The 16,823-nt window shown below is 63.9% G+C and carries 22 protein-coding genes and 1 pseudogene; 8 read left to right on the top strand and 15 right to left on the bottom strand.

Annotated elements, in window-relative coordinates:
* Positions 1–6: 6 nt before the first annotated feature.
* Positions 7–660: a DsbA family protein gene (locus tag RN51_RS11480; RefSeq protein ID WP_045264183.1), complete on the bottom strand. Its 654-nt coding sequence runs from the start codon at positions 658–660 to the stop codon at positions 7–9.
* Between the two features lie 287 nt (positions 661–947).
* Positions 948–1,259: a hypothetical protein gene (locus RN51_RS11475; RefSeq protein WP_045264357.1), complete on the bottom strand. Its 312-nt coding sequence runs from the start codon at positions 1,257–1,259 to the stop codon at positions 948–950.
* Between the two features lie 230 nt (positions 1,260–1,489).
* Between RN51_RS11475 and RN51_RS11470 the strand changes: the two genes are divergently transcribed.
* Positions 1,490–1,819 carry a hypothetical protein gene (locus RN51_RS11470; protein WP_045264356.1) on the top strand — a complete coding sequence of 110 codons (330 nt, stop codon included), beginning with the start codon at positions 1,490–1,492 and terminating at the stop codon, positions 1,817–1,819.
* Here the strand turns inward: RN51_RS11470 and RN51_RS11465 are convergent.
* The 6 genes from RN51_RS11465 to RN51_RS11450 all read right to left on the bottom strand — a co-directional run bounded on the left by RN51_RS11465 (position 1,816) and on the right by RN51_RS11450 (position 4,500).
* On the bottom strand, positions 1,816–2,091 hold the full coding sequence (locus tag RN51_RS11465; RefSeq protein ID WP_045264182.1) for a hypothetical protein: 276 nt from the start codon (positions 2,089–2,091) through the stop codon (positions 1,816–1,818). The genes RN51_RS11470 and RN51_RS11465 overlap by 4 nt on opposite strands.
* Before the next feature lie 54 nt (positions 2,092–2,145).
* A complete protein-coding gene (locus RN51_RS11460; protein ID WP_045264181.1) occupies positions 2,146–2,484 on the bottom strand; it encodes a hypothetical protein in 339 nt (112 codons plus the stop codon).
* A gap of 299 nt (positions 2,485–2,783) precedes the next feature.
* Positions 2,784–2,960: a CsbD family protein gene (locus RN51_RS18250; RefSeq protein WP_082066565.1), complete on the bottom strand. Its 177-nt coding sequence runs from the start codon at positions 2,958–2,960 to the stop codon at positions 2,784–2,786.
* Positions 2,961–2,998: 38 nt separating this feature from the next.
* Entirely contained in the window at positions 2,999–3,760 is a 762-nt protein-coding gene (locus RN51_RS11455) for a DUF2382 domain-containing protein (protein ID WP_045264180.1), read from the bottom strand.
* A gap of 78 nt (positions 3,761–3,838) precedes the next feature.
* Positions 3,839–4,087 (bottom strand): hypothetical protein, encoded by a 249-nt coding sequence (locus RN51_RS18565; protein ID WP_197073242.1) that lies wholly within the window; start codon positions 4,085–4,087, stop codon positions 3,839–3,841.
* Entirely contained in the window at positions 4,066–4,500 is a 435-nt protein-coding gene (locus tag RN51_RS11450; RefSeq protein WP_197073241.1) for a hypothetical protein, read from the bottom strand. The genes RN51_RS18565 and RN51_RS11450 overlap by 22 nt, the downstream gene beginning before the upstream one ends.
* Positions 4,501–4,713: 213 nt before the next feature.
* On the opposite strand from RN51_RS11450, the gene RN51_RS11445 reads away from it, so the two are divergent.
* The 4 genes from RN51_RS11445 to RN51_RS11430 all read left to right on the top strand — a co-directional run bounded on the left by RN51_RS11445 (position 4,714) and on the right by RN51_RS11430 (position 7,517).
* Positions 4,714–5,409: a hypothetical protein gene (locus RN51_RS11445; RefSeq protein WP_052674693.1), complete on the top strand. Its 696-nt coding sequence runs from the start codon at positions 4,714–4,716 to the stop codon at positions 5,407–5,409.
* Positions 5,387–5,800, top strand: a complete 414-nt coding sequence (locus RN51_RS11440) for a phage holin family protein (RefSeq protein ID WP_045264179.1) — start codon at positions 5,387–5,389, stop codon at positions 5,798–5,800. Before RN51_RS11445 ends, RN51_RS11440 begins: the two co-directional genes overlap by 23 nt.
* The gene (locus RN51_RS11435; protein WP_045264178.1) at positions 5,797–6,360 is read left to right on the top strand and encodes a DUF3618 domain-containing protein; all 564 of its coding nucleotides are present in this window, start codon (positions 5,797–5,799) and stop codon (positions 6,358–6,360) included. The genes RN51_RS11440 and RN51_RS11435 overlap by 4 nt, the downstream gene beginning before the upstream one ends.
* Positions 6,361–6,422: 62 nt before the next feature.
* Entirely contained in the window at positions 6,423–7,517 is a 1,095-nt protein-coding gene (locus tag RN51_RS11430) for a YihY/virulence factor BrkB family protein (RefSeq protein ID WP_045264177.1), read from the top strand.
* 33 nt (positions 7,518–7,550) lie between these two features.
* Here the strand turns inward: RN51_RS11430 and RN51_RS11425 are convergent, their stop codons facing one another.
* Both RN51_RS11425 and RN51_RS11420 read right to left on the bottom strand, forming a co-directional pair.
* A complete protein-coding gene (locus RN51_RS11425) occupies positions 7,551–8,267 on the bottom strand; it encodes a TetR/AcrR family transcriptional regulator C-terminal domain-containing protein (RefSeq protein WP_045264176.1) in 717 nt (238 codons plus the stop codon).
* Between the two features lie 131 nt (positions 8,268–8,398).
* Positions 8,399–8,602 (bottom strand): hypothetical protein, encoded by a 204-nt coding sequence (locus tag RN51_RS11420; protein WP_045264175.1) that lies wholly within the window; start codon positions 8,600–8,602, stop codon positions 8,399–8,401.
* Between the two features lie 422 nt (positions 8,603–9,024).
* Between RN51_RS11420 and RN51_RS11415 the strand changes: the two genes are divergently transcribed.
* Together RN51_RS11415 and RN51_RS11410 are read left to right on the top strand one after the other, a co-directional pair.
* Positions 9,025–9,360: a hypothetical protein gene (locus RN51_RS11415; RefSeq protein WP_045264174.1), complete on the top strand. Its 336-nt coding sequence runs from the start codon at positions 9,025–9,027 to the stop codon at positions 9,358–9,360.
* 811 nt (positions 9,361–10,171) lie between these two features.
* A complete protein-coding gene (locus RN51_RS11410) occupies positions 10,172–10,513 on the top strand; it encodes a hypothetical protein (protein WP_045264173.1) in 342 nt (113 codons plus the stop codon).
* A gap of 93 nt (positions 10,514–10,606) precedes the next feature.
* On the opposite strand, the gene RN51_RS11405 is transcribed toward RN51_RS11410, so the two are convergent.
* The 3 genes from RN51_RS11405 to RN51_RS18560 all read right to left on the bottom strand — a co-directional run bounded on the left by RN51_RS11405 (position 10,607) and on the right by RN51_RS18560 (position 13,041).
* Complete coding sequence (locus RN51_RS11405) at positions 10,607–11,209, bottom strand: SOS response-associated peptidase (RefSeq protein ID WP_082066564.1); 603 nt, start codon at positions 11,207–11,209, stop codon at positions 10,607–10,609.
* 78 nt (positions 11,210–11,287) lie between these two features.
* Positions 11,288–11,749, bottom strand: coding sequence for an Lrp/AsnC family transcriptional regulator (locus RN51_RS11400; RefSeq protein ID WP_231579280.1), 462 nt, complete (start codon positions 11,747–11,749; stop codon positions 11,288–11,290).
* 296 nt (positions 11,750–12,045) lie between these two features.
* Positions 12,046–13,041: an AarF/UbiB family protein gene (locus RN51_RS18560; protein ID WP_052674691.1), complete on the bottom strand. Its 996-nt coding sequence runs from the start codon at positions 13,039–13,041 to the stop codon at positions 12,046–12,048.
* On the opposite strand from RN51_RS18560, the pseudogene RN51_RS18715 reads away from it, so the two are divergent.
* Positions 12,994–13,197 (top strand): annotated as a pseudogene (locus tag RN51_RS18715) (ATP-binding protein); the annotation flags it as partial. The gene RN51_RS18560 and the pseudogene RN51_RS18715 sit on opposite strands and share 48 nt — an antisense overlap.
* Before the next feature lie 122 nt (positions 13,198–13,319).
* Here RN51_RS18715 and RN51_RS11385 read toward each other — a convergent pair.
* Positions 13,320–14,969, bottom strand: coding sequence for an MFS transporter (locus RN51_RS11385; protein ID WP_045264170.1), 1,650 nt, complete (start codon positions 14,967–14,969; stop codon positions 13,320–13,322).
* An 11-nt stretch (positions 14,970–14,980) separates the two neighbouring features.
* Positions 14,981–16,750, bottom strand: a complete 1,770-nt coding sequence (locus tag RN51_RS11380) for an ABC1 kinase family protein (protein WP_197073239.1) — start codon at positions 16,748–16,750, stop codon at positions 14,981–14,983.
* Between the last annotated feature and the right edge of the window lie 73 nt (positions 16,751–16,823).

The following is a 16,823-nucleotide window of genomic DNA, read 5'->3' as shown; positions in this document are numbered from 1 at the left end:
TCGAGGTCAACGGTTGGTCGCCTCGTCGAGTGCGTTAGTCAGGTCGCTGAGCTGAGTGAGTTCAAGCTTCTCGCCATCCAGGAAAAATGATGGCGTGCCGCTGACCCCAAGATACTGTCCATCGTTGAAGTCAGCTTCGACTCTCTCCCTAGTCGCCGGGGCGGCTACAGCCGCGTCATAGGCACCCAAATCCAACCCGAGGTCCTCCGCGAAGGTACGGAACAGGTCCGCTCGCGAGGTCTGCTGTTCGCCCCACTGAGTCTGCGTTTCGAACAGGCGCTGATACATCTCCTCGAACTTCCCCTGCTCGGACGCGGCTTCCGCAGCCAGGGCGGCGTTCATCGAATTGAAGTGTCCGGGGAGGGGGTAGTAGCGAACGACGTAGTTGATTCCACCCTCGTACTGTTCGCGGATCTGCTCGACGACCGGATAGAACGCACCGCACGCTTCGCACTCGAAGTCGAGGAACTCAACCAGCGTCGGAGCGTCTGGCCCGGCCGCGTCGAGCACATGCGAATCCGCACGGGTACCAGGCAGTGCACCTTCTGTGCGGGATTCCGGAGCTGCGGGGCGGGTCATCAGGACGACCACGAGCGCCATAATGGCGAGCACGGTGAGGGTGGAGCCGGTGACGAGGGCGACCTTGACGGGGGGTTTCAAGACGGATGCTCCAGATCGGTGGCGGGCGTCGCCAAGGTAGGGAGGTTTAGAAGAGGGCGAGTAGGGGCGTCTCGTTCATTGCATCGAGACGAAAGCAAAAGTCAGCACACGCTGACTGTACAGGGACTGCTGACTAACTCTCCTGGTGATCCGGTGGATGGTCGCGTCGCAGACGAAGCGCAACCCACCAGCCGCACCGGCGACAGATGAACACCCCGCGCTTCCCAAGGGCATGCAATTTCCTTCGGGGCAACGATCGCCCGCAACACGTACATGTCTCGTCTGACTCAGCGGCCACGAGTGATGATCGCCTCCCGGATCTGATCAACCGTCGGCGTACCTGCCACGCCCGCGGGTGTCGCGTAGACGCGACACGCTAAGGCGACGCTGTGATCCGCGCCGGGGAACAGATCCTTCCCGTTCAGTGTGATCGTGGGAGACCCGGCAAAGGGAACCGCAGCGGCATCCTCCTCCGTGCGGATGAGTCGATAGCGCAACGGCGTGGCCCCATGGCCTGTCTCCCGAAGCGCCTCGGCAACATTGTGGCCCGCGGCGATCCAGCTGGGACAGCCCGCGATATGCAATAACTCAATCTCCATGATCACAAGGATCCTCCCATCTGCTGCTGACCGCGCAGCATCGCCGGGGGCCTACGCTTCAATCTTTTGTAACGATCGGCTATGGCAAGGCAGCGGTCGTCGTCAACCAGGTGCGCGACCAGCCGAAAACGATCGTTTCCGGCGCGGGCATGACCGGAGGGCGCGGGTCCTGCCGTAAGCAGCAGCCGAAACTGGGTCTTCGGGTGGGTCCGGTCACTAGGGTGGTTCTCATGGCCAGTCTTGTGTACGGGGATGGCGTGGATCCGATTCATATTGAGGATCGAGCGCTCGCGCATCTGAAGATCGTTATTGCGACGAAGTTGCGTCGTAATGAGAGCTTCACGTTGTCGTGGAAGCATCCCGAGGGTGATCCGGGTGGGCGTTCGACGATCTGGATTCATCCGTCGATTCCGCTGCGGTTCACTTTCGATGAAGTTGAGCCGCCGCCGATCAGTCTCAGGTGGGTCGAGCAGCTCATGCACACCGCGAATTCGTCGGGCGGGATCACGCTCGTTGATGAAGTGTTGGATGCCCCTGAGATCGAAGCTGCTGCAGACTAGAGCAGATCCCAGCTTCCGGATAGGCCGAGTGTCAACACGGCTTGGTCGGAGTCCAGTGTCACGTGTTCTTCGGTAATGATCACATGACTGTGGGGCGTGACCAGGGAGCGGACGAGTCGATCTCCTGCGGCTTCGAAGCGCACCACTCTTCCCGTGCTAGCGGCCGCCGCTTCGAGATCGTCGCAGAGCTGTTCCGCGTCCTGCGTCGGGGAGAGGATGAAACTTGCCCCGTCGATGGTGACAAGCGTCTGAAGTGTGGTGCGCTCGCTCATCCGTTCAGGGTACGAGCCGTGCGTTTGGGGATCGAAGGGGCTTGCGCGCTGGGGTCAGGCTGGTGCACTATCCAGATCGCGTTCGAGGCGAGTGCCCTCGGCGGGTTCGGGGGTGAGGTAGAGCCCGGTGGGAGAGTTGGCGGCGAAGGCGAGGGCATCGACCCATGCCCGGTTGATTGCCGGTTGCCGGCCCCCGAAGTACTTGAATACCAGCGCACTTCCGGAGTGCACCCACACCGTTGTGCGGCCACCGCCCGTACCGGCATCGTCTTTCCATGTGAAGGCGAAGGGCTCACCACGGCGGAGCTTCGCCGAGATGACGAGCTGGAGGTGATTGAGTGCCCGATCTTCGATGTCGACCTTCAGCCCGCCTTCGTAGATGAACTTTCCCATGACGTGCACTCCTCGGCCGTATCGCCACGGACACCCATGCAAGCAGGCGAGACGAAGGGAATCGTCGTGTCGTGAATCTTCATTCTCTCACCGATCCTTGACGGCTAGTGTTCGCGTCCGACCAAGACGCTCACCGGCCGCGTTGGCGTGATTTGACTCTCCGGCGCCCTGGCCCCCGTTGTCTCCGCGGTGCGGGAGACCCGCACGCGAAATACTGAGACGCAAGCACCGAGTGCCGAGCACAGAAGTATCCGGTGCCCGCGGGAGCGTGGGCACCGGATACGAGGGAGCGAGATTTGTTAGTTGTCGGACAGTGCGTCCTTGACGTTCTCGCCAGCCTTCTTCGCGCTGGCCTTGGCCTGGTCGGCGTGGCCGTCTGCTGTGGTCGACTTGTCGTTGGTTGCTTTGCCGACAGATTCCTTGGCTTTGCCTTTCAGATCTTCGGCAGTGTTCTTGATGTCATCTCCGATACCCATCGGATTCTCCTTTCAGTGGGGCTGACGACGGGGAGTTGTCAGCGGTCGGTGTGGGTGTCGCCCTCGAGCTCGATCTCTTCCTTGCGGACCTCTGCGCTGACCTGCTCAGTGTCGGTCTTGGTTTCTGTGCCGATGCGGACACGCTCGACCGGCACCGTCTCCTTCTCGACCACGGGGCGCTCCTCCGTGAGGACGACCTCGTGCTCTTCCTCGCTGATGTCCGGACCATCCAGGGCGTCTTCGACGTTCGCCTCCGTGATGGGTTCACGCTCGAGACGAACCTCTTCGTGGCTGACGGGGACCGTGACGGTCTCCTGCTCGGTGACGACGTACTTGCGGAGGCGGGCTCGGCCGGTCTCGACGCGCTCCGTGCCGACGTGCAGCTGCTCCTCGGACCGAGTCATCGCGTCGTCGGTCGTCGGTCCGGAGGTGTCGTAGCCGTCGGTCGATGCCACATCCCGGTCCGCGGGTGCGTTGGCGACGGGAGCGGCGCCGGTTCCGTAGTAGGTGTACAGCTCGTCCTGTTCGTTGTCGGTGAGGTCGGTGCCAGCATCGATGCGAGGTGCGTCCTTGACGAAGTCTTTCGCGTACGGGACTCGGAGATCTCCGTCGACGGCGTCGGCCTGGTCGAGCGGGACGAACGATTCCGAGGTTCCGAACAAGCCCGTCGCTACGGTTGCCCAGTTCGGCCGACCGCTGGTGGGGTCGACATAGATCTGGCCGACCTTTCCGATCTTGTTGCCGTCAGTGTCCGTGACGGTGGCCCCGATGAGGCTGGCGATGTTCTGTTCGCTGATCATTGGTGTTGCCTTTCGTTCGGTCGTGCGGGTGGTGGGTGGTTGAGGAAGTCGGTGTGTCAGGGGCGACGACGGCAGGGGTTACCGGCCAAGTCCCACGCGGTCGACCCTGCGGTGGTACCGCATCCCCGCAAGGCCGCCGAGGACCGCGCCGATGAGGGCGACCACAGCGGCACCGAGGGCGGTGAGGATGCCGGTGAGAGTGGCTGTCTCGGGGGTGACGGGGATGCGCGGGAAGCTCTGCAGGTTGGCGAGGATGTCCCACTGGGAACCGGCTATCGCGGTGACGATGGCGAGGATGATCGCGATCACGATCGCCCACAGCCACACCGCGACACCCTGCTTGACTCCACTGAAGCGGGCCATCCGTCCGGCGACGTAGCCCCGGCGTAGTAGGCGATGAGCAGGACGAGTCCGATCGCGATGGCGCTAATGATGCCGGTCGCGCCGACGTTCTCTGTCGCGGCGTCGGCGGCCTCCTCTGGGGTGGTGCCGTTGCCGAGCCCGACAGCGGCCCCGATCGCGGCGACCAGGGCGGTCAGGAGCACGGTGGTGCCCATGGCGGTCAGCCATCCGAAGAACGCGGATCCGAATTTGAACCCGCCGAATTCTGCTTTCTCACGCTCGTGGACATCGGTGCGGAGAGTGTGATTCGCATCGACGGGGACGGCTGCGTGAGAGGAGTCCTTGTCGTAGACGGGTGCGCCGGGTTCCCGGGGCTCGTGGGAATCGTTGCTGTTCATACGGCGAAAGTAGGCGCTTTCGGAACGAGCGCAGGAGGTGGTTGCCTCCGGGGATCGAGGCGCGTACTGTATGCAGGCTTACTAAGTAAGCCTCTGTGTGCTCGGCCTGAATACACTGTAAGTCTGTTCGGAGCAAGGGTCCTGACCGAGGCGGGGGAGACGGTGTAGAACGGGTTCCACCGACTGTTCGGTCGGTCCGCGAGAGGAGCACTAATGTCGGACAACTATGAGACGGCCAGCCCGAGCGGCTCGGGCGTGAACGCCCCCGGTTCTTCGGGCAAGGTGGATGCTGTCAAGCAGGAAGCCACCGACCTGAAGGACACGGCGGCAACTCAGGCGAAGGACGTTCTTGGCACCGCCAAGGATGAGGCTGCGACCGTCGTGGGGGAGGCGAAGACGCAGGCGAAGGAGCTGTATGCGCAGACGCAGCGGGAGCTGTCGGAGCAGGCGAACACCCAGCAACAGCGTCTTGCCGGTGGTCTTCGCTCTGTCAGCGACGAGCTCGGCTCCATGGCCACTAACTCGGAAGGCAGTGGCGTCGCCAGCGATCTGGTCCAGCAGGTGTCGGGGCGTTTGTCTGCTGCCGCAACCTGGCTCGGCGACCGGGACCCTGGTTCTGTGCTCACGGAGGTCAAGCGCTACGCACGTCGCAAGCCCGGCACGTTCATCCTCGCCGCCGCGATCGGCGGCATCGTTGTGGGGCGCCTCACCCGCGCCCTCGCCGCGAATGCTTCCGACGATAAAGACGCCGCTCCCGTGCCGGCACCTCCGCAGGTGCACCCTGACCCGTCCGTGCCCGTCCCCGTGGTGAACGACACGGGCGCTGGCACGCCCGTGTACTCGCAGGCGGCCGCCAGCCGTCCGGACATTCTGGGGGAGGACGGCTATGACCGACCCGACACCGTCTGAAGTGAAAGCCGCATCGACCTCGATCGGAGACCTGCTCGGAGAAGTGTCCCGTGACATTTCGACGCTGATGCGCCAGGAGGTCGCCCTCGCCAAAGCAGAGTTGAAGGACTCGGCCACGAAGTCCGCGAAGGGTGCGGGCCTGATGGGTGCCGCCGGCTACGGCGCACTGATGGCGGTGTTCTTCCTGTCCGTCGCGCTGTGGTGGGCTCTGGGAACGCTGATGGGTGGCGGCTGGTCCGGCGTTGTCGTCGCGGTCCTGTGGGCAGTCATTGCCCTGATCCTGTTCCTGGTCGGGCGCAGCCAGATCAAGCAAGTGAAGGGCGTCCCGCAGACGGTGGACACCCTGAAAGAGATCCCCGAAACGCTGAAGAGAAATGAGGAGAACCGATGAGCGATTCACCCGACGAGATCCGCGCCGACATTGAGCGGACCCGCCAAGACCTCGGCATGGACGTGGACGCCCTGGCCGATAAGGTCTCCCCGTCGAAGATCGTGGACCGACAGGTCGACAAGGTTCGCGGTGCGTTCACGTCCGTCCGTGAGCGTGTGATGGGTGCAGCGGATGACGCCGGCTCGTCGCTGTCGGATGCGGGCTCTCACGCCGGAGATCTGAAAGACCGCGCGGTCGCCAAAGCAGAAGGGAACCCGCTGGCGGTCGGACTGATCGCGTTCGGTGCCGGCCTGCTCGCGGCGTCTCTGATCCCCGCGTCATCGAAGGAGAAAGACCTCGCTGCAACCGTCAAGGAGCAGGCGCAGCCGCTGGTTGACGAGGTCACCGATGCTGCGAAAGAAGTCGGCGATCATCTGAAGGAGCCTCTGCAGGCGTCGGTCGAATCCGTGAAGTCGTCGGCGCAGGACTCCGTCGCCACCGTTAAGGACGAAGTCCAGGGCGCGGCCAGCGACGTGAAAGACCAGGCTCAGCACGCTCGCGAGAACATCTCCGACAGCTGAACCCGCACGAATCGGGCGGGCCCGTCACACGACGGGCCCGCCCCGTCACGAAGGAACCTGCGATGACCAGCACAGCCCCCGCCACCCCGCGCAACGCCCCAGACCCCGAAGCATCAGGCAAGCCCGATTCCCCAGACGATCTGCACAAGAGGTCCTGGAAATACGTACTGCGGAAGACGATTCGCGAGTTTTCTTCGGACCAGTGCACCGACATCGCCGCCTCCCTGACGTATTACGCGGTGCTGTCGCTGTTCCCCGGCCTGATTGCAATCTTCTCGCTACTGGGTGTCGTCGGGCAGGGGAAAGCCGCCAGCGACGCGGTGCTGGGAATCATCGAGCAGGTCGCTCCCGGCGACACGGTCGACACGATCCGCGGACCGATCGAGCAGATCGCCGAGTCCCCGGGTGCCGGTTTCGCTCTCATCACCGGCATCCTGCTGGCGATCTGGTCTGCATCCGGGTACGTGGGAGCGTTCAGCCGTGCGATGAACCGGATCTACGAGATCGAGGAGGGGCGGCCGTTCTGGAAGCTGAAGCCCGTCCAGCTGCTGGTCACCGTCATCACGATCGTGCTGCTCGTCATCGCCGCGATCATTCTTGTCGTCTCCGGCTCGGTCACCAAGGCGATCGGCGACGCACTCGGCATCGGCGACGTGCCCCAGACGGTCTGGTCCATCGCCAAGTGGCCGTTGCTCATATTCATCGTGGTGTTGGTCGTCGCGATCCTCTACTACGCCACCCCGAACGCGAAGCAGCCGAAATTCCGGTGGATCAGCATGGGCGCCCTGCTAGCGATCATCGTGCTCGCACTCGCTACCGCAGCCTTCGGGTTCTACGTCGGAAACTTCTCGAACTACGACCGCACCTATGGATCCCTTGCGGGGATCATCATCTTCTTGCTCTGGCTGTGGATCGCGAACCTCGCGCTGCTGTTCGGCGCGGAGTTCGATGCTGAGCTCGAGCGAGGTCGCCAGCTGCAGGCGGGCATCGCCGCCGAGGAGGACATCCAGCTACCTCCGCGCGACACCCGCAAGAGCGACAAGGCCGCCGAGAAGGAGCGGCAGGACATCGAGAAGGGCCGAGAGATCCGACAGAATGCCGACCCCGACGACACAGCCAAGGACGCGACCACCCCCGGTCCTGCCAGAGAACACTGACGGACGGCCTCGCTCGGGGCGCTCACGCCGCAGCTACTGGGACAGCTCCCCGGCGAAACGGTCGAGGAGTACTTCCAGCGATACTTCGAATTCTTCGTCAGAATGGTCCTCGCTCAGAAGAGCCCGTAGCCGACGGACCTCCGGAGCGTCATCCAAGCCGATGCTCCCGTCACGCTCGGGTATATCCGCGTTTCCTTCGTCGAGCGGTTCTTCCACCGGGCCGGTCTCAGCTCCCCGAACCGCGGATTCCAGCAAGAGTTGACCGAGCAGGAAGCTGCTGAAGGACCGATACGCATCGACCGCTTGCGCGTCCGTAAACCCGTGCCCCAGCAGGGTGCTGAGGAACGTGTTCACGACCTCGACGCTGCGTAGCGGGGGTCGTAGCCAGGGCGCCGCGGGATGCCGGGTCGCCACTAACGGAAATGCCTGAGGATGATCGATCGCGATCTGACGTACCTTATGGGCGACATCCTGCAGGAAGCCCTGCCAGTGCTCCGCCAACTCGTCGTCCAGGTTCGATGTCAATTGTCCGAGGAGCAGAGCGATCACACCCTCGAGCAGATCCTCACGCCCGTGCACGTAGCGGTAAAGAGACATCGCTTCCACACCCAGTTCCTGAGCAAGGGAGCGCATAGAGAGGCCCTGTGCCCCGGCGCGATCGATCTGGCCTAGGGCGGTCTCGATGATGAGTTCGCGACTTAGGCGCCCGGCCGCTGACCCTCGGGGCTCCCGGCTAGATCCTCTCGACATGACGCGTCATCCCTCCCAACGGTCAGGAACGCACCGTCCCTGCGGGTGCAGATCGGACCGACCGATATATGCCACGGTAACCCTTGCTTCGCGGATCGAAGAGTGTTTGGCCGGACGCGAGAGCCTGCAGGTCAGTTTTCTCCGTTGGCGGCTTCGTCTTCTTCTGGGTTGAAGTGCGAAGGCGAGTCGGACAGGCCTGCGGCTACCCCGTCGGGGTTCGCGGGGATGGTGTTGTCCTCGCCCAGACCCCCGGGCTTGACCGTTCCCTCGGAATCGTTGGTCGGAACATCGGTATCGGAGTATTCACGGCTCGATGCATTGCTATCGTTCGTCATCGGCTTCTGCTTTCACTATGTTCTGTACTGCAAGAGAAGGCAAGAGTACCTCCTGTGACACGCTAGTTAGCACCCCACTGCCTATGGGACCCAGGTAACGGACAGGCGATGTTAGGAACTTCGCCACGCCTCAGCGTCAAGACGGTCTCACGACGCCGCGACTCAAGTCGGACACTAGCGGTCGACTGCTGCGCATGATCAGGTACCGGGACTAGGCCCGCGATGCTCCGGCCCGTCGGGATCATCGCCCGCCGAAAACGACCGTTCTCGGTGGGGATCGCAGATCCAATTCTCCAAGGGGGCCTGTGAAGCGATACCTAGTCGCGTAGGTCTGTGAGACGCTGGTTCTATCTTCATCGGTTACTGATCACCGCCTCGGTTTCGGGCGGGTCGATGGAGGGATGACTTGAGGAGCGTCCGGCATGGGCAAGTTCGTGTACGAGGGTTCGCAGAAGGTCGAGATCGAGGACCGGGCTCTGCTGCACTTGCAGCTCGTCATGACCGCGAAGCTGCGCCGAGGCGAGCCGTTCGTCTTTTCATGGAAGGACGACGCGAGCACCGGGGGCGGCCGAACCACAGTGTGGATCCATGGCGCGGCGTCGATGGTGTTCAAGTTCTATGGCGGCCGGACCCCGAACATCAACCGGTCCTGGGTCGACGCGCTGGCTTTCACCGCGAATTCCCCGTCGGGGTTGTACCTCACGCCGGAACCCGCCGAGAGATCGACGCTCGAGCGCGACCTCGCTAGCGCTGGCTGATTCAAAGCGCAATCCCCCCGCGCACGGCCCGAGCTGGTGCTTACCCTCAGAAGCATGAGGGAACGCGCGGAGGTTCAGACGGAGATCGTCATCGATGGCACGAGCCTGGTGCTCTCGCCCGCGCAGGACGTCGCCGCCCTTCGTGAGAGCATTCAGCGCGCAGTGGCCACGGCCGGAACGTTCGTTGACTTCACGACGGCCAGAGGCGGCTTAATACCGGACGCCCCGCGCCGGATCAACCCCTCTTCCGAAGACCCTGGAACCCGCTATTTTCGGCGTACCGGGGGTGACCCCAGCATCCTCGGGAACTACCGGTGGCCTTGCACGCACCCCAGCCCTCGCGGAGGTCGCCGGCCCCTTCTAAAGGGTTTGCGGATGAGGTCGGATCCCGCTCATGCGCCGGGCGTATGAGGGGGATCCGACATCTCGCTCCGCGGAAGCGGAGGGCACGCGCTGTCTGCTCCCGATATCCCCAGATCCCGGTTCACCGACTCCCCAGAAGGTAGTGCGAGAAAGCGCAACCCACCGTCGGGAGACGTCATTATCCTGTCAGATCCGTGCCGCCGGGGCACGCCCTTGGGGTGCAATTTACAACGATGGGCCCAACAAGCCGATGTGGACTTGTAGCTACCCCACTATAGACAAACGTCTAGGTGCGGGCGCGCTGCCGTTGGGATGCCGATGCGCAGCGAAGGCCGCCTGGGGGTGTTGCTCGCGAATCAGCAGTGGGACGCTAAGTGTCTCCACACCGCCACCAATCCGGTTGCGATCATGGGCACTGTCGCCCGGGGAGACAGAGCAAAGGCGCACTATGGGCACGTTCATCTGCGAGGGACACCAGAAAGCGGAGATTGAGGACCGCGCCCTCATCCACCTTCAGCTCGTCATCACCGCGAAACTCCGTCGAGGCGAACCCTTCCCCTTCACCTGGAAAGAGGACATGAGTATCGGTGGCGGCCGCACCACGGTGTGGCTACACGAGCACAGCTCGATCACGTTCAAGTACCACGGCAGCCGGCAGCCTCCTATCAACCGGACCTGGACCGACGCGCTCGCTTTCACCGCGAACGCACCCTCCGGTCTGTACCTGACACCCGAACCCCGCGAGGGGACCCACCTCGACCCCGGGACGAGCGCTCCCGCACTCGCCTGAGCCGGCGGGCAGGCTCGCGTTCGCGAACGGTAGACATCGCATGCACGATGCTCCACGAGAGTATGCCCCGTGAGGAGGTGAGGCGAAGGATCGTCAGGCCACGGGCTCCAGCAGAGAGGGGTCGGTCGAGTCGACTGTGCGGGAGTTGCTGACCTTCCGGTCGACGACGTGCTCACGAATGGTCGAGGCGACGTCTCCGGATGTGTGCTCGAGCATCGCCAACGTCTCAGCCTTGCGATCGCCGGTGAGCTTCTCCGGAGCGAGCCACGTATCCCACGTATCGGGCATAAGGAACGCGGGCATCCGGTCGTGCACCTCCCCGCTGGCATCCCGCGCCTCGCGGGTGATAACGACGAAGCACCGTGACTTCTCCCCGTTCGGCAGCCCCATCGACCAGGTGAGGCCTGCGGCCGAGAGAGGACCGTCGCCGTGGAGGAAGTGTGGGGTCTTCGGCGTCTTGTCGCCGGTCCACTCGAAATAGCCGCGCATCGGCACGATGCACCTAGCGGCAGAGAAGGCGGGCGCCCAGAATCCCTGCGCGAGCTTCACCGAACTAAGAGGACGCCTGCCGAAAACGATCGTTTCCGGCAGGGCCGGCCTCTTAGCGCTTAGTCGTGTGGAGTTGGGCGCTTTATGGCGTCGCTCTGTGATCTCTCGGTGGCGCACTCCCGGACCTACCGTCGCCTTGCATCCCATGCGTTTCGAGGCGCAGAGGTATCGAGACACCGAGTCGGACTAGGATGAGTCGGCCGCCTGCAGGCGGATCCCTCAGTGCTAAGACGCGGCGAGTAGCGCCGATATCCGGTAGGGAATGACCTCGCGCAGGAACAGACTCGTTGACGTGCGCACGATGCCGGGGCACAGACGAATCTCTTCACTCACCCGGTAGAGGTCGTCGGGGGTGCGGGCGACGACGCGCAACAGGAGGTCGTCGTCGCCGGCGGGCGCGAAGCACTCGAGCACCTCGGGGATGCGCTCGAGCGCTTCGATCGCGTCGTGGATGAGGTGCTGGTCGAGCTCGGCTCGCACCGACGCCGCGATGCCGCGGCCGAGAGCCTCGGGTCGAACACGGCTGCTGTTCGCCCGCATCAGGCCCGAGACCACGAGCTTGTCGAGGCGACTCTGCACGGTGGCCCGAGCGAGCCCGAGCCGTTGCGCGATGACCACGGTAGGTAGCCGAGGGTCGTCGTCCAGCTCGACGAGAATGCGCCGGTCGGTGGCATCCAGCTTGCTCAAATTGAACCCCCGGTCGCTCGAGTCTGATGACAGAATCATACAATTTGTTTAGTCTTGACACTGCACGTTGCCCCGATTGCGGAACATTGTTACCAATAGTTGTACACGAGGTGCGGCGGTCACGAGCCGCAGCACCTGAGGCGGATTCGGCGGCGCACCCTGTCGGCGGGTCTGAACGTCGCCGAACGGCGATCCTCGAACGTGGGTGAATCGAAGACGTGAGCGGATGCCCCGGCCGTGGGCAGGGGCATTCCCTCGTCATCGCCGCGTTGCTGTCCCGACGACCTCAATGCTTGCTACGGCCTGCCGCGCAGGCGGAACACGTCGAAGAGAACCTTGAGTGTGAGGAGTCCGGAGGCGACGACAAGCAGGTAGCCGAAGATCTGGTAAAGGGTGAGGCTCGGGGATACTTCGGGGCCGCCGTTGCTGATTAGCAGCATGGCGGCCATCACACCGAAGACGCCGGCGAGGAAGGTGACGGCGAGCAGGTTGACGAGGTCGCGAATGAGAGACCGGTCGCGATGGTCCGCGAGTAGTCGGACGTTCATGCTGAGGCGGCCCGAGGCGAGGGCACCGGAAATCCGGTCTGCACGCTCGGGAAGCCGTCTCAGGAGCGGCAGGATGCTGGCGAGCTCGTCCGTCGCCGTGGCGTAAAGCGCGGCTGGGCGAGTTGCTTCTGCGACGCGTCTCTCTGCGAAGTCGGCGGCTTCGGTGAGCATTTGAAAGCTCGGGCTGAGGTAGCGGAGGGTGCCCTCGAGAGTGGCGATCGCCCGAAACGCGGATGCGAGTCCTCCCGGTACGGCGATGCGATTGCTGGAGAGCAGTCGCACCATTTCAGTGAACACCGTCACGTCAATTGCGGAGCCCGGGCCCAGCTTGTTCGACATGAACGCACCGATCTCGCGGCGTAGTTGGAACTCGTCGATGTCGTCAGGAAGCTCGACGAATGCGAGCAGGGCGTCGGCGAAGTTGCGGGAGTCGCCGCGGTAGAACGCGAGCAACACGTTCCCGATCTGCTTCCGAAGTTCGGAGTCGAGCCTGCCGATGGACCCGAAGTCGAGGAGCACGAGCTCGCCGCCCGCTGCGAGCATGATGTTGCCGGGATGCAGGTCCGCGTGGAAGACACCGTCGTCGATGATCTGGATCAGTGTGGACCGGAAGAGCCGGCTGGCCTGGTCAGCGCGCTCCGCCTCCGGGCGGTTGGTCAGGGCGCTCGGGTCGCTGAGCGTGTGCCCTTCGACGAGAAACGGATCGGACGCACCCTCGATCCGGAGGACTTCACGGACGCTCAAGCCATCGCCGCCATCGAACGAATCACGCGTGGGAACTTCCGACTTCTTGAGCGGCTCTTCCCGCAGATCGCCCGGGTACTCAAGATCAACCAACTCGAAGCCATCACCGACGACGTCGTCGAAGCTGCCGCAAGCATCCTCGTCATCGGCGACTAACGCCACCAAGCGATCAAATTGCGCCGCCACCGAGCCCCAAACTTTACACTTAGTCGACTGCCGTAAACGTGCGCCGTAAAGGGGTTTCGGCGGTCGTTTTCGGCGCGTCAGAGCTGCTTCGATCATCCCTGTTGAGTGGCTGCTCGCTCTTGGCCTGAACCTGTGGCGTGCCGAAGCTGGACCGCGCCGACCAGCCCGAGCACGAGGAAAATGGCGGCGACGAGCATCGACCAGCGGGTGCCGTCGGCGAACCCGCTGGCAAGCGCGTCGACCGCGGCTGCGGTCTGGTCTCCGAGCGGCCCGGATGACCCGTCGGCACGCAATTGGGCGATGTTCGTGCCCGCAGATTGCCGGGTGGCGGCCGCGATAGTGTCGGCAGCTTCACCACTGATCCCGGCCCTTCTCAGAGCTTCGGGGAGTGTGAATGCGAGCGAGATGGACAGGGCCGCCCCGGCGAATGCAGTCCCCAGTGCGGATCCGATCTGCCGAACCGTGCTCTGCGTCGCCGATGCCTGTCCGGACACGCCGACCGGGACATCGCGGAGCACTGTGCCGGTGAGCTGTGCAGATGCAAGGCCTAGTCCTAGGCCGTAGACGACGAGAGGTATGGCGATGAGCCAGCCCGGCGTGGTGCCGGAGACAATGAGCACGAGCACAAGCACACCGACGACCTCGAGAACGAGCCCTATCAGCACGGTCCCGGGGGATCCGAAGCGAGCGGCGAGGTGGCGGGCTGAGGCTCCGGAGAGGAACGCGCCGACCGCCATCGCGGCGAGCACGAGACCGGCACCCATGACATCGAGTCCGAGCGCGTTGATCAGGTACAGGGGAAGGACGAAGATGATCGCGAACTCCCCGACCGCAACCATCGCGGCGGTCAGGTTGCCCCACGAAAAGGTGGGAAGCATGAACAGGTTCAGGTCGAGCAGTGCAGAGCGCTTCACCTTTTCGCGGTGCCGCTCCCAGATAACGAAGAGTGTGAGCGTGACGATGGCGATGGCGAAAGCAACTGGCACGGCGGATATCGCGGCATCTGCCGGCCATGTCCAGCCGAAGAGTTGCAGGGGCGCTGTCGGCGCCCACCAGCCGAGGTCTGGCCCCTCGATGACGGCGAACACGAGGGCGCCGAAGCCGATACCGGAGAGCACGGCGCCGTCGACGTCCGCGCCGGGACGGCCCGCCTCACCGCGTGTGTTCGGGATGGTGAGCACCCCTGCGATGAACACGAGCACGCCGATGGGGATGTTGACGAGGAAGATCCAATGCCAGGACGCCCATTGTGTGAGGGCGCCACCGGCGAGTGGGCCGACTGCTGCCGCTCCCGAGATCACTGCTCCCCATACGCCGAACGCGGCGGCGCGATACTTCCCGCGGAAGACAGCATTCACGGTGGACAGCGTCGACGGCATGATGAGTGCCGCCCCGATCGCCTGCACTGCGCGTGCACCGATGAGCACGCCGGCGGCATCCGACATCGCCGCAAGGATGCTGCCCGCGATGAACACGACTAGGCCGATGAGGAAAAGGAGCTTGCGCCCCCATCGATCGGCGAGCTTGCCCGTGGAGAGGAGGAGGGCCGCAAGCAGCACGGCGTACAGGCTGTTGACCCATTGGGCGTCGGTGAGATCGAGACCCAGATCACCGATGATCTCCGGTAGCGCTACGCCGACGATCGTGCCGTCGAGCACGATCAACCCGAGACCCACGGAGAGGACAGCCAGCGCGAGCCAGTCACGGCGGGTCGGTGCTGCTGTTGAGATGTCTGCAGACATTGTGCGTCCTTTCAACGTGATCGTGCGGGCCGGCGCCGCAGCACGTCGAAGAGTGCGCGGAGCGTGAGAACGCCGGCGACGACGAGGAAGAGGTATCCGAAGATTTGGAAGAGAGTAAGGGTTTCGGTCAGTTGGGGGCCGGTGTCGCTGGTGAGGAGCATCGCAGCCATGATTCCGAAGATGCCGGCGAGGAAGGTGACCACGGCAAGGCTGATGATCTCGCGCACAAATGACCTGTCCCGGGGGTCTGCGAACAGGCGCACGTTCATTCCGAACCGGCCATCCGCCAGATTGCCGGTGACACGATCGATCCGCTGAGGGAGACGTTTCACGATCGGCATTGCGGACAGCAGCTCGTCCGAGATGGTCTTCGTGAAAGAGGAGGGGCGGGTCGCCTCGGTCAGACGCTGGTGAGCATATTTGCTGGCTTCTGCAACGAAATCAAAGGTGGGCTCGAGGACCTGGAGGGATCCCTCCACGGTCGCGATCGTGCGAAACGGGACGGTCAACTCGGCGGGTACGGTGAGGCCGTAGTCCGCCAGGATGGACACGACCTGGGTGAACATGCTCGCGTCGAGTCTGGCGCCGGGGCCGAGACGTCGGGACATGAAGGCGGCGACTGCGCGGCGAAGCCCCGACTCATCTTGCACGTCGCTGAGGTCGACGAACATGAAGAGCGCCTCGGTGAAAGCGCTGGCATCCCGACGGGAGAATGCGAACAACAATTCTCCGAGGCGAGTTCGCGTTTCGGAGTCGATGCGGCCGATCGAGCCGAAGTCGAGCAGCACCAGCGTTCCGTCTGCGATGACGATATTGCCGGGATGCAGGTCCGAGTGGAAGACACCGGCCTCCATGATTTGCGCGAGCGTCGCTGCGAGCAGCCGTTGTGCGAGCAGATGACGTGTCGCATCGTCGACAGAGCTCAACGCCGTGGTGCTGCTGAGCGTCTGCCCGGTGATGTATTCCATGACGAGCACCTGGTCGCTGCTGAACTCGGCGATGAAGCGCGGGATTCGGACCCGTGCGTCTGCCGGTACCTGGCCCTGTGCTTCGGTCAGAGTGAGGATGTTGGTGGCTTCCTGCGTGTAGTCGAGTTCGTCTCGGAGGCTGGCGGTGAGGCTGTGTACGAGTTGTTCGACGCCCAACCTTGCCGCCCAGTCGGTGGAGCGGGCGAGTCTGCGGGCGAGACGTGCGGCGATATCCATGTCGCGCTCGATCAGCGGCACGATGCCCGGCCGGCGTACCTTCACGGCGACACGTTCGCCGGATTGCAGGACCGCGGCGTGCACCTGCCCGATCGACGCCGCGGCGAAGGGTTCGGTGTCGAACGCACTGAAGATCTCGCCTGGTGGCCGGCCGAGGGATCGCTCGAGCTCAGGACGGATCTCGTCCCAGGTTGCGGGCGGAACGTGTTGCTGGAGCGTGGTGAGGGCTTCGAGGAACTCTGCCGGGAGGACGTCGGGTCGGGTGGAGAGCAGTTGTCCGAGCTTCACGAACGCCCCGCCGGCTTCCTCGAGTGCTTGCTTCAGCGCATGGGCCTGCGCGTTTCGACGAGGGGCCTGCGCCGCGTTGCTGCCGGGGCCCAGCTTGATCGTGAACAGTCTGTGTCTTGCGGCGATGCGGAGCAGCTCGAGGTATCGGTTATTGCGGTCGAACGTCGCTCGGGTGAGACGCGCCCATTGGTCTGGTCTCGGCAGCGTTCCCTGTGGAATGAGGAGTTCCGAGACAACGAGCACGGTGACGGCGACCAGGATGATAATTCCGAAGAGGACCGGGATCATCGCTGGCGTGTAGTCGGCGGCACGCCAGATGAACTGTGATTCGAATCCGACGCCCGCGGCGAGCCCGAGAACG

The organism is Microbacterium oxydans (assembly GCF_000956405.1).
In the GTDB taxonomy this organism is placed as follows: Bacteria; Actinomycetota; Actinomycetes; order Actinomycetales; family Microbacteriaceae; genus Microbacterium; species Microbacterium oxydans_C.
This window is presented reverse-complemented; position numbering and strand designations above follow the sequence as displayed.

Bases quoted from the DNA above. Each gene is read 5' to 3' on its own strand.
- RN51_RS11475 (WP_045264357.1), bottom strand. From the start codon at position 1,259: ATGGAGATTGAGTTATTGCATATCGCGGGCTGTCCCAGCTGGATCGCC.
- RN51_RS11470 (WP_045264356.1), top strand. From the start codon at position 1,490: ATGGCCAGTCTTGTGTACGGGGATGGCGTGGATCCGATTCATATTGAG.
- RN51_RS11465 (WP_045264182.1), bottom strand. From the start codon at position 2,091: ATGAGCGAGCGCACCACACTTCAGACGCTTGTCACCATCGACGGGGCA.
- RN51_RS11460 (WP_045264181.1), bottom strand. From the start codon at position 2,484: ATGGGAAAGTTCATCTACGAAGGCGGGCTGAAGGTCGACATCGAAGAT.
- RN51_RS18250 (WP_082066565.1), bottom strand. From the start codon at position 2,960: ATGGGTATCGGAGATGACATCAAGAACACTGCCGAAGATCTGAAAGGC.
- RN51_RS11455 (WP_045264180.1), bottom strand. From the start codon at position 3,760: ATGATCAGCGAACAGAACATCGCCAGCCTCATCGGGGCCACCGTCACG.
- RN51_RS11450 (WP_197073241.1), bottom strand. From the start codon at position 4,500: ATGAACAGCAACGATTCCCACGAGCCCCGGGAACCCGGCGCACCCGTC.
- RN51_RS11445 (WP_052674693.1), top strand. From the start codon at position 4,714: ATGTCGGACAACTATGAGACGGCCAGCCCGAGCGGCTCGGGCGTGAAC.
- RN51_RS11440 (WP_045264179.1), top strand. From the start codon at position 5,387: ATGACCGACCCGACACCGTCTGAAGTGAAAGCCGCATCGACCTCGATC.
- RN51_RS11435 (WP_045264178.1), top strand. From the start codon at position 5,797: ATGAGCGATTCACCCGACGAGATCCGCGCCGACATTGAGCGGACCCGC.
- RN51_RS11430 (WP_045264177.1), top strand. From the start codon at position 6,423: ATGACCAGCACAGCCCCCGCCACCCCGCGCAACGCCCCAGACCCCGAA.
- RN51_RS11425 (WP_045264176.1), bottom strand. From the start codon at position 8,267: ATGTCGAGAGGATCTAGCCGGGAGCCCCGAGGGTCAGCGGCCGGGCGC.
- RN51_RS11420 (WP_045264175.1), bottom strand. From the start codon at position 8,602: ATGACGAACGATAGCAATGCATCGAGCCGTGAATACTCCGATACCGAT.
- RN51_RS11415 (WP_045264174.1), top strand. From the start codon at position 9,025: ATGGGCAAGTTCGTGTACGAGGGTTCGCAGAAGGTCGAGATCGAGGAC.
- RN51_RS11410 (WP_045264173.1), top strand. From the start codon at position 10,172: ATGGGCACGTTCATCTGCGAGGGACACCAGAAAGCGGAGATTGAGGAC.
- RN51_RS11405 (WP_082066564.1), bottom strand. From the start codon at position 11,209: ATGGGATGCAAGGCGACGGTAGGTCCGGGAGTGCGCCACCGAGAGATC.
- RN51_RS11385 (WP_045264170.1), bottom strand. From the start codon at position 14,969: ATGTCTGCAGACATCTCAACAGCAGCACCGACCCGCCGTGACTGGCTC.
- RN51_RS11380 (WP_197073239.1), bottom strand. From the start codon at position 16,750: ATGATCCCGGTCCTCTTCGGAATTATCATCCTGGTCGCCGTCACCGTG.